Genomic DNA, 16907 nt, shown 5'->3' on the forward strand with positions numbered 1-16907 from the left:
ATAGTCAGCGTGGCCTGGGCAGTCAACGTGTGCGTAGTGACGAGCGTCGGTTTCGTACTCAACGTGCGCTGTGGAAATGGTGATACCACGTGCGCGCTCTTCAGGAGCACCATCGATTTCGTCATATGCTTTAAAGTCACCAAACTGTTTGGTGATCGCAGCAGTCAGCGTAGTTTTGCCGTGATCAACGTGGCCGATTGTGCCGATGTTGACGTGCGGCTTATTACGTTCAAATTTTTCTTTTGCCATCGGATCTCTCCGTTCTCTCTTGAATCCCTTTGACTAATTGTGGTGAGGTTAGGCGTATTTCGCCATAACCTCGTCAGCAACAGCCTGCGGGACTTGGTCGTAATGATCGAACACCATGGAATACTGCGCACGTCCTTGGGACATGGAACGTAGGTTGTTTACGTAGCCAAACATGTTAGCCAGCGGAACCATAGCAGTGATAACGGTCACGACACCGCGGTTTTCGGTACCAGCAATCTGTCCACGACGGGAATTCAGATCACCAATCACGTCACCCATATAGTCTTCTGGAGTGACAACCTCAACCTTCATGATAGGCTCGAGAAGCTTTGGACCTGCTTTAGCCACAGCTTCGCGGAAACCTGCACGACCTGCGATCTCAAACGCGAGCACAGAAGAGTCAACATCGTGGTAAGCACCATCGGTGAGTACCGCTTTAATGTCGACCATCGGGAAGCCAGCGAGTGGACCGGAAGACATGACGGATTCGATACCTTTGGAAACACCAGGGATGTATTCCTTAGGAACGTTACCGCCAACGATCGTGTTATCAAACGCAAAACCAGCACCGATTTCATTCGGCTCGATTGAGAGTTTGATGCGAGCAAACTGACCAGTACCACCGGACTGCTTCTTGTGGGTATAATCCACATCTGCAGGCTTGGTGATGGTCTCACGGTAAGCAACCTGAGGTGCACCGATGTTTGCTTCAACCTTGAATTCACGCTTCATGCGATCAACAAGGATATCCAGGTGAAGTTCACCCATACCAGCAATGATGGTCTGGCCGGATTCTTCATCTGTCTTAACGCGGAAGGACGGATCCTCAGCAGCCAGGCGGTTCAGGGCGATACCCATCTTCTCCTGGTCACCTTTGGTTTTAGGCTCTACAGCGATCTCGATAACCGGATCAGGGAACTCCATGCGCTCCAGGATAACCGGCTTGAGAGGATCACAAAGAGTATCACCAGTGGTGGTGTCCTTCAGGCCTGCGATAGCAACGATGTCGCCTGCGTAAGCTACATCAATGTCATCGCGGGAATTTGAGTGCATCTGCATCATACGACCGACGCGCTCACGCTTACCTTTAACGGTATTCATGACAGAAGAACCTTTTGTCAGAACACCAGAGTAAATACGAGCGAAGGTCAGGGAACCAACGAACGGGTCGTTCATTACCTTAAATGCGAGCATACCGAGTGGCTCTTCGTCAGAAGATTCACGTACGGTTTCTTCTTCAGTCTTAGCGTCGATGCCTTTAATAGCAGGAACTTCAACTGGAGAAGGCAGGTAGTCAACAACTGCGTCGAGCAGAGGCTGAACACCTTTGTTCTTAAATGCGGTACCGCAAAGCACAGGAACGAATTCACCGGCGATGGTACCTTTACGGATCAGCTCCTGAAGCTTTTCAAAGGATGGCTCTTCGCCTTCCAGGTAAGCTTCCATTGCTTCTTCGTCGACTTCAACTGCAGTCTCAACCAGCTTGTCGCGGTATTCAGCAGCCTGGTCAGCAAGGTCAGCAGGAATGTCCAGCTCATCCCAGCTTGCGCCGAGAGCTTCACCATTCCAAACCAGTGCCTTCATCTTCAGCAGATCGACAACACCCTGGAACTCGGACTCAGCGCCGATTGGCAGCTGCAGGCAGAGTGGGGTCGCGCCAAGACGCTTCTCGATCATTTCTACACAGCGGAAGAAATCAGCACCGAGCTTGTCCATCTTGTTGACGAAGATCATGCGTGGAACGTTGTACTTGTCAGCCTGACGCCATACGGTCTCAGTCTGAGGTTCAACACCAGCATTCGCATCCAGAAGAGCAACAGCGCCATCAAGCACACGCAGGGAACGCTCAACTTCAATGGTGAAGTCAACGTGGCCTGGGGTGTCAATGATGTTCAGGCGCTTGTCGTTCCAGAACGCAGTGGTAGCAGCAGAGGTAATGGTAATACCACGCTCCTGCTCCTGCTCCATCCAGTCCATGGTAGCAGCACCATCATGAACTTCACCGATTTTGTGGGACTTACCTGTATAGTACAGAATACGTTCTGTAGTAGTCGTCTTACCAGCATCAATGTGTGCCATGATGCCGAAGTTACGGTAGTCCTCAATTTTGTGCGAACGTGACATAGCGTCAGCCTCTATCTAGACAGATTACCAACGGTAGTGCGAGAACGCACGGTTAGCTTCAGCCATCCGGTGGGTGTCTTCGCGCTTCTTAACGGAGTTACCACGGTTGTTAGCTGCATCAAGCAGTTCGCCGGAAAGACGACCAACCATTGTGGTTTCGTTACGACCGCGAGCTGCAGAAATCAGCCAGCGGATAGCAAGTGCCTGACGACGTTCTGCGCGAACTTCGACTGGAACCTGATAGGTTGCACCACCAACACGACGGGAGCGAACTTCTACCTGTGGCATAACGTTTTCGAGCGCCTGATGGAACATCTCGAGTGGGTTAGCCTTAGCTTTAGCTTCGATCGCGTCGAATGCACCGTATACGATGCGTTCTGCAGTGGATTTTTTACCATCGAGCATTACTGCGTTCATGAACTTAGTAACGACGATGTCTCCGAACTTTGGATCCGGAATAACTTGGCGCTTTTCAGCGGCGTGACGGCGGGACATATCGGTCTATATCCTATTATTTCGGACGCTTAGCGCCATACTTGGAACGACGCTGTTTACGATCTTTAACACCCTGGGTGTCAAGAACGCCGCGGATGATGTGGTAACGAACACCTGGCAAATCCTTTACACGACCACCACGGATCATGACAACGGAGTGCTCTTGCAGGTTGTGACCTTCACCCGGAATGTAACCAATAACTTCGAAACCGTTGGTGAGACGGATCTTAGCCACTTTACGAAGCGCTGAGTTTGGCTTCTTAGGAGTGGTGGTATAAACGCGAGTACACACGCCGCGCTTCTGCGGGCATGCTTCCATCGCTGGAACTTTGTTCCGCTTAGCCGGCACCTGGCGCGGCTTGCGGATCAACTGGTTGATCGTTGGCATAATTTGCCCTTTAACTACTTTTGCTCTTCGACCGGACGCAGTTTCTGGTAGACATACGCACGCGCACCAAGTCCACGAACAAAACATCCGCGGAGGGCGCTGCGAAACCAGAGGACCACGGACAGGTCCGCGGTCTTGCATTCGACTTGTATTCGCCTTTGAACCCGACAGCGTTTAAGCTTCAGTACTCCGAGGCGAGGCGCCTCAGGAGAAGGACATTGCTTACTGCCTGCCATAAGGTTGCGCGGAAACTACTCATCAAGACACTGTTCGTCAAGTCCCTTCCAAGAGATTCTTGGCCGAAGACTCTCAGATTCATGCGGTGTATCCCAAGATTCAGGCAATTTCAGCTATTTCCTCGCAAAAGACCCCAAAATTTGGAAGCGCTTAAGTGTTCATTTCAGTTTGACTCTGAAGATTAAAAGGAAGTTAAGCACATCCCTACTCTGACTCATCGTCACCTGCCCAAGCCATTTGATTCTTATGGCTTTAACCGGATTTCAATTAGCCACTTAAGTGCAAATACTGCACCGGCAACACACCGCCTTGTCCCCTCTCCCCCAAACACAAAAAAGGAGAGGTCGCCCTCTCCTTTTCAAAAATCCCAAATCGGATCGATCACATCACTTAAAAGCGTAGGCCCGGCACACCTTAGAAGGTGATGACGGAGACGTTGCCCGCCAGTGCATCTTTGTAAGGCTGCACGAAGAACTCTTCCTCCGGAACCTCAGTGATATATCCGAGCTGATCCAGAGCTGCATCCGCATAACCCTGTTCACCCAGCGCTTCCACTGCACGGCGAACGGCACCATCATCATCCGGCGCAGTCACCATGACGTGGAATGGAACACCATCTTCTTCTTCGCCGTCTTCCTCTTTCCAGGCACGACCCATGATCAGGTAGACAACTGGAGGAGTGTCTTCGCCGTTTTCGATTTCGTTCAGATCAGACATCTTATTTCCTTCATCGCGGATCGGCTTACTCATCTAAATCGCCAATCACGCATCAAAATGGAAAAGCCGCCCCGAAGGGCGGCTTCACCGGAATTGTATTTTACCGAACCATTAGAACTGTTCGCCGCGGCTGAAATCTTCCAGCATGGAGTCCGCAGTGTTTGCAGTTGAAGCTGCACGGCGGGCATCCTGAATGAGATCATCACGCAGGGTCGCGATCTTGCGAGTGCGGTTCATCGCTCCGCCTGTACCCGCTGGGATCAGACGACCAACGATCACGTTCTCTTTCAGACCATCCAGAGGATCGATCTTACCGAAGACAGCTGCCTCGGTCAGAACGCGAGTTGTCTCCTGGAACGATGCAGCAGAGAAGAACGAACGAGTCTGCAAGCTTGCTTTGGTGATACCCAGCAGAACTGGAACACCCTTAGCAGGGTCACGTGCATTATCGATTGCACGCTGGTTTGCTTCTTCGAAGTCGATCTTATCAACCTGCTCACCAGAGAAGAACTCTGTTTCGCCCGGATCGGTGATCTCAACTTTCTGGAGCATCTGACGAACAATCACTTCGATGTGCTTGTCGTTAATGCCCACGCCCTGCAGACGGTAAACTTCCTGGATCTCGTTGACGAGGAAGGCAGCCAGTGCCTCAACGCCCTTAATCGCCAGAATGTCATGCGGTGCCGGATTACCGTCGATCAGGTATTCACCCTTCTCGATGGTGTCACCTTCCTGCAGGTGGAAGTGTTTGTTCTTCGGAATGAGGTACTCAACAGGCTCCAGGCTCTCATCGGTAGGATCGATGATGATACGGCGCTTGTTTTTGTAGTCTCGGCCAAAGCGGATCGTACCGTCGGTCTCAGCGATAATCGCGTGATCCTTCGGACGACGTGCTTCGAACAGTTCCGCAACTCGTGGCAGACCACCGGTAATGTCTTTCGTCTTCGCAGATTCCAGAGGAATACGCGCAAGAACGTCACCAGCAGAAACCATGTCGCCCGGCTGAACGGACAGAATTGCGTCAACGGAGAGCAGAGAACGTGCATCGCCACCGCGAGCCAGCTTCTTGATCTTACCGTTTTCGTCCTGAACAACCATCGCAGGTTTCAGATCAGCACTACGCTGAGCAGAACGCCAGTCAATGACCACACGCTTGGTGATACCGGTCGCCTCATCGGCGGTTTCCTGAACAGACGCACCATCCACCAGATCTTCGAAGCCTACACGACCGGAAACTTCGGTCAGGATCGGGCGGGTGTATGGATCCCATTCGGAAATACGGTCACCACGCTTGATGGTGTCGCCTTCATCAACGAAGACCTTACCACCGTAAGTCAGACGGTGAGAAGAACGCTCGTTGCCGTCACTGTCGACAATCACAACAGACATGTTACGTGCCATGACGATGTTGTTGCCGTCAGAGTCGCGAACCACGTTGCGGTTACGGATTGTCACAGTACCTTCGAAGTTGGATTCGATGAAGGAGCTGTCAACAACCTGTGCCGTACCACCAATGTGGAACGTACGCATGGTCAGCTGAGTACCAGGCTCACCAATGGACTGCGCAGCGATAACACCAACAGCCTCACCGATGTTCACCGGAGTACCACGTGCAAGGTCACGGCCATAACAGGTCGCACATACACCAGTCTTGGTTTCACAAGTCAGCACGGAGCGGATCTTGACCATCTGAACCTTGGCAGCTTCAATCTGCTCAACGTCCTTCTCGTCAATCAAACGTCCCTTAGGAACGATCACTTCACCGGTCTTGTTGTTGACCACGTCTTCTGCAGCCGTACGGCCCAGAACACGCATACCAAGGGTCGCGATCACGTTACCAGCATCAACGATTGGCTGAACGGTGATTCCACCTTCGGAACCACAGTCAACTTCAAGAATGATGCTGTCCTGCGCCACGTCAACAAGACGACGGGTCAGATAACCGGAGTTCGCAGTCTTCAACGCCGTATCGGCAAGACCCTTACGGGCACCGTGGGTGGAGTTGAAGTACTCGAGAACCGACAGACCTTCTTTAAAGTTCGCGATAATCGGGTTTTCGATGATGGAGCCGTCTGGCTTCGCCATCAGACCACGCATACCACCGAGCTGCTTCATCTGTGCTGGAGAACCACGAGCACCAGAGTGAGCCATCATGTAAACAGAGTTCATCTGCTTCTGACGACCTGTGTCCTCTTCGAACTCGGTCGCAGAGATGCGGCCCATCATTTCATCAGCAACTTTGTCGGTACATTTCGCCCAGGCGTCAACAACCTTGTTGTATTTCTCGCCCTGGGTGATCAGACCGTCATTGTACTGCTGCTCGTATTCAGCAACCATCGCTGCGGTGTCATCAACCAGCTTCGCCTTGGTGCCAGGGATAACCATGTCATCCTTACCGAAGGAGATACCAGCGCGACATGCGTTCTTGAAGCCAAGCTGCATAACGCGGTCACAGAAGATGACTGTCTCTTTCTGACCACAAGCACGGTAAACCGTGTCGATCATCTTAGAGATTTCTTTCTTCGTCATCAGCTTGTTACAGACATCGAACGGAACTTCGAAGTGCTTAGGCAGCAGCTCTGCAATCATCAGACGACCTGGAGTGGTCTCATAGATTTCAGAGGTTGGGTTGCCCAGCTCATCAACAGTCTTGAAGCGGCCACGGATCTTGGAGTGAACAGTGATAACACCGTTCTCAAGCGCGTGATGCAGCTCACCCATGTTACCGAAGGCCATGCCTTCTCCTGGCTCACCTTCTGCCATGATGGACAGATAGTAGAGACCAAGAACAATATCCTGAGACGGCACGATGATCGGACCACCGTTCGCCGGGTGCAGAATGTTGTTGGTAGACATCATAAGGGTACGGGCTTCAAGCTGCGCTTCCAGAGAAAGCGGAACGTGAACAGCCATCTGGTCACCGTCGAAGTCAGCGTTAAACGCGGAACAGACGAGCGGGTGCAGCTGGATTGCCTTACCTTCAATCAGGGTTGGTTCGAATGCCTGAATACCAAGACGGTGAAGCGTAGGTGCACGGTTCAGAAGAACTGGGTGCTCACGGATCACTTCATCAAGGATATCCCAAACTTCCGGACGCTCTTTTTCAACGAGCTTCTTCGCCTGTTTAACAGTGGAAGAATAGCCCTTCGCGTCAAGACGGGAGTAGATGAACGGCTTGAACAGCTCAAGCGCCATCTTCTTAGGCAGACCACACTGGTGCAGCTTCAGTTCAGGACCCACGGTAATAACGGAACGACCGGAATAGTCCACGCGCTTACCAAGAAGGTTCTGACGGAAACGACCCTGCTTACCCTTCAGCATGTCTGAGAGGGACTTCAGAGGACGCTTGTTTGCACCCTGGATCACACGGCCACGACGACCGTTGTCGAACAGCGCATCCACGGACTCCTGAAGCATACGCTTTTCGTTACGGATAATGATATCCGGCGCGCGCAGCTCAATGAGACGCTTCAGACGGTTGTTACGGTTGATCACACGACGATAAAGATCGTTCAGGTCAGACGTCGCAAAACGGCCACCGTCCAGTGGAACCAGCGGACGAAGATCCGGTGGAATGACTGGAACAACAGTCAGGATCATCCATTCCGGACGGTTTCCGGACTCGATGAACGCCTCAACAACCTTCAGACGCTTCGCCAGTTTCTTAGGCTTCAGCTCAGTGGTTGCTTCTGCGATTTCCTGACGGATCTTTTCAGATTCACGCTGCAGATCCATGCTTGCAAGGATCTCACGGATCGCTTCAGCACCGATCATAGCAGTGAAGCTGTCTTCACCGTATTCGTCCTGAGCAGCAACATACTCTTCTTCAGAAAGCAGCTGACGCAGCTTCAGTGGAGTAAGGCCTGGCTCAATAACAACGTAGTTCTCGAAGTACAGGATACGCTCAAGATCCTTAAGCGTCATGTCCAGCAGCATGCCGATACGGGATGGCAGCGACTTCAGGAACCAGATATGCGCAACAGGAGCAGCAAGCTCAATGTGGCCCATACGTTCACGGCGTACACGGGACAAGGTGACTTCAACGCCACACTTCTCACAGATAACGCCTTTATACTTCATGCGCTTATACTTACCGCACAAGCACTCATAGTCCTTGATAGGACCGAAAATCCGAGCACAGAACAGCCCGTCGCGCTCTGGCTTGAAAGTTCTGTAGTTGATCGTCTCCGGCTTTTTGATCTCACCGAACGACCAGGACAGAATTTTCTCCGGGCTGGCGATCGAGATGCGGATATGATCGAAGGTCTGTGCGGGAGCCTGTTGATTGAACAGGTTCATGACCTCTTGCGACATCAGCTCTCTCCTAAAATGCGCGGTTTGGGGAGCGTGCTAGTTAGCAGGCTCCCCTCTTCCGGCATGAATACATGACTTACAGCGAAATACCTTGAAAGGTCTTATTCCGCGGCATCGATTGCTTCAGCGTCATCATTGGTCGAATGACGCGGTTCCTTATCCTGCAACTCGACATTGAGGCCCAGGGAACGCATTTCCTTGACGAGAACGTTGAAGCTCTCCGGAATGCCCGCCTCGAATGTGTCGTCACCCCGGACGATTGCTTCGTAAACCTTGGTACGACCAGCCACGTCATCAGACTTAACTGTGAGCATTTCCTGCAAGGTGTACGCTGCGCCATAAGCTTCAAGCGCCCACACTTCCATCTCACCGAAGCGCTGACCACCGAACTGTGCCTTACCACCCAGCGGCTGCTGAGTAACAAGAGAGTAAGGGCCGATAGAACGCGCGTGGATCTTGTCGTCAACCAGGTGGTGAAGCTTGAGCATGTAGATGTAACCAACAGTGACCTGACGGTCGAACTGCTCACCGGTACGTCCGTCAAACAGAGTTGACTGACCGGATGGCTTCATCTCAGCAATGTTCAGCATGTCAACAACGTCTGGTTCACGTGCACCATCGAAGACCGGAGTCGCGATGGATACGCCATGACGCAGCTGCTCACCAAGTTTCGCAATGCCTTCGTCGTCGTACTCTTTAACCGGCTCACCCTTCAGGTTATCGCCGTAGATTTCGACAACTTTGCCGCGGAGCTGTTCGATCTCGCCAGACTTACGATATTCATCGTAAAGTTCGCCGATCTTCTGGCCCATGCCGGCACAAGCCCAGCCAAGGTGCGTTTCAAGAATCTGACCAACGTTCATACGGGACGGCACGCCCAGTGGGTTCAGAACAATGTCCACGTGCTGACCATCCTCGAGGAATGGCATGTCTTCACATGGGTTGATCTTGGAGACCACACCTTTGTTACCGTGACGACCAGCCATCTTATCGCCTGGCTGAATCTTACGCTTAACCGCAACGAAGACCTTAACCATCTTCATTACGCCAGGTGGCAATTCATCACCACGCTGCAGCTTCTCAACCTTGTCGATGAAGCGCTGCTCAAGACGCTTACGGCTCTCGTCATAAGAACCACGAAGCGCTTCCAGCTCGCTCATCAACTGCTCGTCTTCGACAGCAAACTGCCACCACTGAGAACGTGGGAACTCGTTCAGAACGTTTCCGTCGATCTCAACACCCTTGCGGAAGTTCTTCGGACCACCAACAGCCACATGACCCATGATCATCTCAGCCAAACGGCCATAGACGTTACGGTCAAGAATTGCCTGTTCGTCGTCACGGTCTTTCGCAAGACGTTCAATCTCTTCGCGCTCGATAGCCATTGCGCGTTCGTCTTTTTCAACGCCGTGGCGGTTGAATACACGAACTTCAACAACAGTACCGACAACACCTGGAGACAGACGCAGGGATGTATCACGAACATCAGAAGCTTTCTCACCGAAGATCGCACGCAGAAGTTTTTCTTCTGGTGTCATTGGGCTTTCGCCCTTTGGAGTGATCTTACCAACGAGAATGTCGCCTGGTTTCACCTCAGCACCAACATACACGATGCCAGCTTCGTCGAGGTTCTTCAGCGCTTCTTCAGAAACGTTAGGAATATCGCGAGTGATTTCTTCAGGGCCAAGCTTCGTATCACGCGCCATCACTTCGAATTCTTCGAGGTGGATGGAGGTGAACACGTCATCGCGAACGATGCGCTCGGACAGAAGGATGGAATCCTCGAAGTTGTAGCCGTTCCAAGGCATGAACGCGACCATAACGTTACGGCCAAGTGCCAGATCACCCAGATCAGTCGAAGGACCGTCTGCAATGATATCGCCCTTGCGAACCCGGTCACCCACGTTCACCAGCGGACGCTGGTTGATACAGGTGTCCTGGTTGGAACGCTGGAACTTCATCAGGCGGTAGATGTCTACGCCGGACTTGGAAGGATCCAGATCTTCCGTTGCACGAATAACGATACGTGTTGCGTCAACCTGGTCAACCACACCGCCGCGACGTGCACCGATAGCAGCACCAGAGTCACGAGCAACGATTGGTTCCATACCGGTACCAACAAATGGAGCCTGCGCACGAACGAGCGGCACAGCCTGACGCATCATGTTGGAGCCCATCAGCGCGCGGTTCGCATCATCGTTCTCAAGGAACGGAATGAGCGACGCAGCAACGGAAACCAGCTGCTTCGGAGACACATCCATCAGATCAACGCGGTCAGAGGTGACCAAGATGTTTTCACCTGCGTGACGACACTGAACCAGGTCGTTCACGAAGCTACCATCTTCGTTCATCTCAGCGTTTGCCTGAGAAACGTAGTACTTGCTCTCTTCCATAGCGGAGAGATAGACAACGTCCTTGGTCACTTTACCGTCAATCACGCGGCGGTATGGGCTCTCAATGAAACCATACTTGTTCACACGCGCAAAAGTCGCCAGTGAGTTGATCAGACCAATGTTCGGACCTTCCGGTGTCTCAATCGGACAGATACGACCGTAGTGAGTTGGGTGAACGTCGCGAACCTCAAAGCCTGCGCGCTCACGGGTCAAACCACCTGGGCCAAGCGCTGAGAGACGACGCTTATGCGTGACTTCAGAGAGTGGGTTGGTCTGGTCCATGAACTGGGACAGCTGGGAAGAACCGAAGAACTCGCGCACAGCAGCCGCAGCAGGTTTTGCGTTGATCAGATCCTGAGGCATCACAGTGTCGATCTCAACAGAGCTCATACGCTCCTTGATCGCACGTTCCATGCGCAGCAGGCCAACACGGTACTGGTTTTCCATCAGCTCGCCAACAGAACGAACACGACGGTTGCCAAGGTTGTCGATGTCATCGATTTCGCCGCGACCATCACGCAGGTCAAGCAGCAGACCGATAACAGACAGGATGTCTTCCTTACGCAGAACACGAACAGTGTCTTCACACTCAAGGTCAAGACGCATGTTCATCTTCACGCGACCAACAGCAGACAGGTCGTAGCGCTCAGCATCGAAGAACAGAGACTGGAACATAGCCTCAGCTGTTTCGAGGGTTGGCGGCTCACCAGGACGCATCACGCGGTAGATGTCAAACAGAGCACCTTCGCGGCTATCGTTCTTGTCGGCTGCAAGTGTGTTGCGGATGTAAGGACCAACGTTAACGTAGTCGATATCCAGAACAGGAAGATCGTGGTAGCCACGCTCGATCAGCTCGTGGAGCAGCTTTTCAGTCAGCTCTTCACCAGCTTCAGCGTAGATCTCACCGGTACCCATGTCGACAATGTCTTCAGCAAGGTACTGGCCGTACAGATCCTCATCAGTGCCTTTCAGGGACTTAACGCCCTTTTCAGTCAGCTGACGGATCGTACGAGCGGTAATTTTCTTACCAGCTTCTACAACCACTTCACCGGAAGCAGCATCAACCATGTCGTTGACGGCTTTGGTGCCCTTCAGACGAGCGCCATCAAACGGAACAGACCAGCTGTTCTCGCCGGAGCGAACGTAATCGATACGCTTGTAGAAGGTGTTCAGGATGTCTTCGCTGTCCAGACCAAGCGCCATCAGCAGGGATGTCACTGGGATCTTACGACGGCGGTCGATACGTGCGTGGACAATGTCCTTTGCATCGAATTCGATATCGAGCCAAGAGCCACGGTAAGGAATCACACGTGCGGCAAACAGCAGTTTACCGGAAGAGTGGGTCTTACCTTTGTCATGGTCGAAGAATACACCCGGGGAACGGTGCATCTGAGACACGATAACGCGCTCTGTACCATTGATCACAAAGGTACCGTTATCGGTCATGAACGGAATATCGCCCATGTAGACATCTTGCTCTTTGATGTCTTTAACCGATTTTGCGCCAGTATCTTCATCCACATCAAACACGATGAGGCGAAGCGTCAGCTTCAGTGGCGCAGCGTAAGTCATGTCACGCTGGCGGCACTCTTCCACATCATACTTTGGTGCTTCAAATTCGTAATCTACGAATTCAAGAAGGGAATTGCCTGCAAAATCCGAAATGGGGAATACGGACTTAAATACGGCCTCTAGGCCTTCGTCAACGCGGCTATCTTCTACCTTATCAACTTGCAAGAATTGGTCATAAGACGCCTTCTGCACTTCGATAAGATTTGGCATAGCCGCTACATCGCGGATGGATCCGAAGTATTTACGGACCCGCTTGCGACCGTTGAACGTCTGCGTCATTGTCGCTCCTCGTATCACTCAAGGTGACGGTTCAGAAAAACGACGCCCTGCACCTGGCAGAAAACGTAGCTTCTCAGAACCGTCCACTAAAGGCACCTTGCGGCACCCTCCCCCGTCGGGACGTTTACCCCGGCCGGGAAACCCGCCAGGGTACGGAAAAGGTCCCGGATTGCTCCGGGACCAATATCTGAAGAACTCAGGATTACTTGAGTTCTACTTTTGCACCAGCTTCTTCGAGCTTCTTTTTCAGCTCTTCAGCTTCGTCTTTTGCTACGCCTTCTTTAACTGGCTTTGGAGCGCCTTCTACGAGCTCTTTAGCTTCTTTCAGGCCAAGACCGGTGATCGCACGTACTTCTTTAATTACGTTGATCTTCTTCGCGCCAGCGTCAGCCAGGACAACGTCGAATTCAGTCTTTTCTTCAGCAGCAGCAGCTTCGCCGCCAGCAACAGCAGCAACAGCTACAGGAGCAGCAGCGGAAACGCCCCACTCTTCTTCGAGCATTTTGGACAGCTCAGCAGCTTCCATAACGGTCAGTGCAGAGAGTTCTTCTACGATCTTTGCGAGATCAGCCATTTTTCATTACCTTGTTGTTCGAACCGTTTTCGGTTTTGACAAAAATTGTGTGGTTCCGCCTTACGCGGCTTGGTCCTTCTCGGCGTACGCATTGAAGACGCGAGCAAGCTGCCCGGCCGGTGCGCTTGTAACCTGAGCGATACGGGAAGCTGGGGTCTGGATCATTCCAACCAGCTTGCCACGAAGCTCGTCCAGAGACGGCATCGTTGCCAGTGCGTTAACACCAGCAGTGTCCAGGTTAGTTGAACCAAGAGCACCACCAAGGATTACGAAGTCTTCGTTAGCCTTAGCGAAGTTAGCAGCAGCCTTAGGCGCAGCAACTGGATCATCGGAATAAACGATGACAGTTGGGCCTTTGAACAGGTCGCTGATGTGCTCGAGTTCAGTGCCTTGAAGGGCAAGCTTGACAAGACGGTTTTTAGCAACCTTTACGGTGCCGCCAGCTTCACGAGCATCAGCACGCAGCTGAGTCATCTGAGAAACTGAAAGGCCCGCATAGTGCGCAACGACAGCAACACCAGTGTTAGACAACACTTCGTTGAAATCGCTGACGAACTTTTGCTTATCCGCTCTTTCCACTTGCCTTCTCCAGTTGGCAGCAATTCTCATTGCCGCCGGTTTGCCTTTGCCGCATCAAAATTGGGTTAAACCCAACCTCGACAACGACGATTAGGGTCCTGTCCCCTTACGCGCCGGAGAGACGCAGCAAGGCAATTTGGTTCGAACCGCAAGGTTGAAGTGCAAGTGTGCATATCAACCAAATCAGTTCTTCTCCATCTATGCAGGCCTTTCTTAGCGAAAACTTAAACCAACGAATGTTGGCACCTGCAGTCTCGGACAGGGATGCCGAAGGACCATAACAGTCTTTCAGCGGTAAAACCTCCCACATAAAAGCGGGAGGTAACTCTTATAGGCGAGGTGTTTACTCGGTAATGGAGCCGAGTTCAACCTTTACGCCTGGTCCCATCGTGGATGAAAGTGCTACGCGCTTAACGTAGGTACCTTTCGCACCAGATGGCTTAGCTTTGATCACTGCATCAACGAGAGCTTTTACGTTCTCTTCCAGCTTGGAAGCTTCAAAGGAAGCTTTGCCAACGCCAGCGTGGATGATACCAGCTTTTTCAACGCGGAACTGTACAGAACCACCCTTAGCGTCTTTAACAGCCTTGGTCACGTCTGGGGTCACAGTGCCAACCTTAGGGTTTGGCATCATGCCGCGTGGGCCAAGAACCTTACCAAGACGACCAACCAGTGGCATCATGTCAGGTGTTGCGATCACGGTGTCGAAGTTGATGGTACCACCCTGAACTTCTTTAACCAGCTCTTCTGCACCAACGATGTCAGCGCCAGCAGCTTTCGCTTCGTCAGCTTTCGCATCACGAGCAAACACTGCAACGCGTACGGTTTTACCGGTACCGTTTGGCAGAACACATGCACCACGAACCATCTGGTCAGCGTGACGTGGGTCAACACCAAGGTTGATTGCAACTTCAACAGTCTCGTCAAACTTCGCAGTGGAGTTGGACTTGATCAGCTCGAGAGCTTCGCTAACTGCGTACTCTTTGTTGCGATCTACACCTTCGCGAGCAGCTTTAATGCGCTTACCTACTTTAGCCATGATCTATTACTCCGTAACTTCCACACCCATGGAACGGGCGGAGCCTTCGATCATCAGCATTGCTGCTTCGACGTCGTTAGCGTTGAGGTCTTTCATCTTAGCTTCAGCGATCTCACGAACCTGAGCTTTAGTGATGGACGCAACAGTACCGCGACCAGGTGTCTGAGAGCCAGACTTGATCTTAGCAGCTTTCTTGATGAAGAAAGAAGCTGGAGCAGTCTTGATCTCAAATGTGAAAGACTTATCGGAATAATAAGTGATGGTGGTTGGGCAAGGAGCACCCTTCTCAACATCCTGGGTCTTAGCGTTAAACGCCTTACAGAATTCCATGATGTTCAGACCGCGCTGACCCAGCGCAGGACCAATTGGTGGGGATGGTGTAGCAGAACCTGCTGGCACCTGAAGCTTTAGATAGCCTTCAATCTTTTTCGCCATAATTCTCTCCAGAATGGATCTGTGAAGTCACCAAAGGCGCTTCACTGGATAAGAGAGCGGGCGGTCTGGCTTCCGGCACACTGACGAAAGTGCGCCTCACCTGCCGCCCCAACCCGGACTTAACCGACTTTGTCGACCTGTCCGTATTCAAGCTCAACCGGGGTAGCCCGGCCGAAGATGGACACAGTCACTTTCAGACGTGCCCGTTCCTCATCGACTTCCTCGACGAGACCAGAGAAGGAAGCAAACGGGCCATCGCTGACGCGAACCTGTTCACCAACTTCAAAGCTGACAGAAGGTTTCGGAGTTTCGACACCTTCCTGAACCTGATTAAGAATACGCTGCGCCTCAGCCTCAGAAATCGGCATTGGCTTCTTGTCGTTACCAAGGAAGCCGGAAACTTTCGGCGTATCGTTGATCAGGTGATAAGCATCGTCGCTCATTTCCATCTTCACCAGAACGTAGCCTGGGAAGAACTTGCGCTCGGAATCAACCTTGCGACCGCGACGTACTTCTACGAATTTCTCGGTCGGAACCAGAACTTCGTCAAATGAATCTTCAAGACCCTGCTGCTGAGCTCTTTCTTTAATCGCTTCAGCAACTTTACGCTCGAAATTCGAATAAGCGTGAACAATATACCAGCGCTTAGCCATCTTAAATCCTGTTCCTACTAGAATTGCCTGAAATGCTATTAAAAGCCAAGCACTAGGCTGATACCCCAGCTCATCAGCTGGTCAGCAGCAAGAAAGAACATCGCCGCCAGGAAAACCATGATGAAAACCATCAGCGTGGTCACACCAGTTTCCTTACGCGTCGGCCAAGTTACCTTCGCAGTTTCCGAACGAACTTGCTGGATAAATGTAAAAGGATTGGTTTTTGCCATCCGGTCCCGGCCCATTACACGACAGGTGGGCGCGTAGATTCTTCCACGCGCCCTATCCCTGAAAAACTCTTCATATGCCACCAACTTCGATTAATCAAGATTTTTCTCGATAAGAAGAGATGGCAGGGGCAGCAGGGCTCGAACCCGCGACCTACGGTTTTGGAGACCGTCGCTCTACCAACTGAGCTATACCCCTACAATGTCCCGTTCGGGACAAAAACCTTTTTCCTACCAACAAAGCGTTTCGCCGGAAGGAACCGTGCCGCAATACACACCGCGGCACGATATGTAAAGACTTAAAAAGTCTTTATTCGATGATTTCAGCTACCACACCAGCGCCGACGGTACGACCACCTTCACGGATAGCGAAGCGCAGACCATCTTCCATAGCGATCGGAACGATCAGCTCAACGGAGACAGCAACATTATCACCAGGCATCACCATTTCTGTACCTTCCGGCAGAGAAACAACACCAGTCACGTCAGTTGTACGGAAGTAGAACTGTGGACGGTAGTTAGTGAAGAATGGGGTGTGACGACCACCTTCTTCTTTGGTGAGGATGTATGCCTCAGCTTTGAACTTGGTGTGAGGAGTAACGGAACCTGGCTTACACAGAACCTGGCCACGC

Annotated in this window: 14 protein-coding genes and 1 tRNA gene; all 15 read right to left on the minus strand. The window is 52.0% G+C overall.

All coding sequences use genetic code 11. The features are described from left to right. A partial coding sequence (locus AC3CB2_RS23300) for a GTP-binding protein (protein WP_352936770.1) occupies positions 1 to 249 on the minus strand: 249 nt, incomplete at its 3' end. Between the two features lie 48 nt (positions 250 to 297). Further along, positions 298 to 2373, minus strand: a complete 2076-nt coding sequence (gene fusA, locus AC3CB2_RS23305) for an elongation factor G (protein WP_352936771.1) — start codon at positions 2371 to 2373, stop codon at positions 298 to 300. A 24-nt stretch (positions 2374 to 2397) separates the two neighbouring features. Next, positions 2398 to 2868: a 30S ribosomal protein S7 gene (rpsG, locus tag AC3CB2_RS23310; RefSeq protein ID WP_352936773.1), complete on the minus strand. Its 471-nt coding sequence runs from the start codon at positions 2866 to 2868 to the stop codon at positions 2398 to 2400. 16 nt (positions 2869 to 2884) lie between these two features. After that, the gene (gene rpsL / locus AC3CB2_RS23315; RefSeq protein ID WP_008548005.1) at positions 2885 to 3256 is read right to left on the minus strand and encodes a 30S ribosomal protein S12; all 372 of its coding nucleotides are present in this window, start codon (positions 3254 to 3256) and stop codon (positions 2885 to 2887) included. 651 nt (positions 3257 to 3907) lie between these two features. Beyond that, positions 3908 to 4243 (minus strand): regulator, encoded by a 336-nt coding sequence (locus tag AC3CB2_RS23320; protein ID WP_352936775.1) that lies wholly within the window; start codon positions 4241 to 4243, stop codon positions 3908 to 3910. A gap of 78 nt (positions 4244 to 4321) precedes the next feature. Beyond that, on the minus strand, positions 4322 to 8524 hold the full coding sequence (gene rpoC / locus AC3CB2_RS23325) for a DNA-directed RNA polymerase subunit beta' (protein WP_008547643.1): 4203 nt from the start codon (positions 8522 to 8524) through the stop codon (positions 4322 to 4324). Between the two features lie 101 nt (positions 8525 to 8625). Then, entirely contained in the window at positions 8626 to 12768 is a 4143-nt protein-coding gene (gene rpoB / locus AC3CB2_RS23330) for a DNA-directed RNA polymerase subunit beta (protein ID WP_008547999.1), read from the minus strand. Positions 12769 to 12970: 202 nt separating this feature from the next. Continuing rightward, the gene (gene rplL, locus AC3CB2_RS23335; protein ID WP_008547926.1) at positions 12971 to 13342 is read right to left on the minus strand and encodes a 50S ribosomal protein L7/L12; all 372 of its coding nucleotides are present in this window, start codon (positions 13340 to 13342) and stop codon (positions 12971 to 12973) included. A 60-nt stretch (positions 13343 to 13402) separates the two neighbouring features. Next, entirely contained in the window at positions 13403 to 13921 is a 519-nt protein-coding gene (gene rplJ / locus AC3CB2_RS23340) for a 50S ribosomal protein L10 (protein ID WP_014286303.1), read from the minus strand. 343 nt (positions 13922 to 14264) lie between these two features. Then, a complete protein-coding gene (rplA, locus tag AC3CB2_RS23345; protein ID WP_008547898.1) occupies positions 14265 to 14960 on the minus strand; it encodes a 50S ribosomal protein L1 in 696 nt (231 codons plus the stop codon). Positions 14961 to 14966: 6 nt separating this feature from the next. Then, positions 14967 to 15395, minus strand: a complete 429-nt coding sequence (rplK, locus tag AC3CB2_RS23350; protein ID WP_008547769.1) for a 50S ribosomal protein L11 — start codon at positions 15393 to 15395, stop codon at positions 14967 to 14969. Between the two features lie 119 nt (positions 15396 to 15514). Continuing rightward, a complete protein-coding gene (gene nusG, locus AC3CB2_RS23355) occupies positions 15515 to 16048 on the minus strand; it encodes a transcription termination/antitermination protein NusG (RefSeq protein WP_008548007.1) in 534 nt (177 codons plus the stop codon). Positions 16049 to 16086: 38 nt separating this feature from the next. Continuing rightward, entirely contained in the window at positions 16087 to 16278 is a 192-nt protein-coding gene (gene secE, locus AC3CB2_RS23360; protein ID WP_008547777.1) for a preprotein translocase subunit SecE, read from the minus strand. A gap of 120 nt (positions 16279 to 16398) precedes the next feature. Further along, positions 16399 to 16474, minus strand: a tRNA-Trp gene (locus tag AC3CB2_RS23365). A 111-nt stretch (positions 16475 to 16585) separates the two neighbouring features. Then, a partial coding sequence (locus AC3CB2_RS23370; RefSeq protein WP_488390214.1) for an EF-Tu C-terminal domain-related protein occupies positions 16586 to 16907 on the minus strand: 322 nt, incomplete at its 5' end.

The organism is Pseudovibrio sp. SCP20 (assembly GCF_057774105.1).

Excerpts from the sequence above, each read along its gene's own strand:
- fusA (WP_352936771.1), bottom strand. The coding sequence starts at position 2,373 with ATGTCACGTTCGCACAAAATTGAGGACTACCGTAACTTCGGCATCATG.
- rplK (WP_008547769.1), bottom strand. The coding sequence starts at position 15,395 with ATGGCGAAAAAGATTGAAGGCTATCTAAAGCTTCAGGTGCCAGCAGGT.
- rpsL (WP_008548005.1), bottom strand. The coding sequence starts at position 3,256 with ATGCCAACGATCAACCAGTTGATCCGCAAGCCGCGCCAGGTGCCGGCT.
- rpsG (WP_352936773.1), bottom strand. The coding sequence starts at position 2,868 with ATGTCCCGCCGTCACGCCGCTGAAAAGCGCCAAGTTATTCCGGATCCA.
- rplA (WP_008547898.1), bottom strand. The coding sequence starts at position 14,960 with ATGGCTAAAGTAGGTAAGCGCATTAAAGCTGCTCGCGAAGGTGTAGAT.
- AC3CB2_RS23320 (WP_352936775.1), bottom strand. The coding sequence starts at position 4,243 with ATGAGTAAGCCGATCCGCGATGAAGGAAATAAGATGTCTGATCTGAAC.
- rpoC (WP_008547643.1), bottom strand. The coding sequence starts at position 8,524 with ATGTCGCAAGAGGTCATGAACCTGTTCAATCAACAGGCTCCCGCACAG.
- secE (WP_008547777.1), bottom strand. The coding sequence starts at position 16,278 with ATGGCAAAAACCAATCCTTTTACATTTATCCAGCAAGTTCGTTCGGAA.
- nusG (WP_008548007.1), bottom strand. The coding sequence starts at position 16,048 with ATGGCTAAGCGCTGGTATATTGTTCACGCTTATTCGAATTTCGAGCGT.
- rplL (WP_008547926.1), bottom strand. The coding sequence starts at position 13,342 with ATGGCTGATCTCGCAAAGATCGTAGAAGAACTCTCTGCACTGACCGTT.
- rpoB (WP_008547999.1), bottom strand. The coding sequence starts at position 12,768 with ATGACGCAGACGTTCAACGGTCGCAAGCGGGTCCGTAAATACTTCGGA.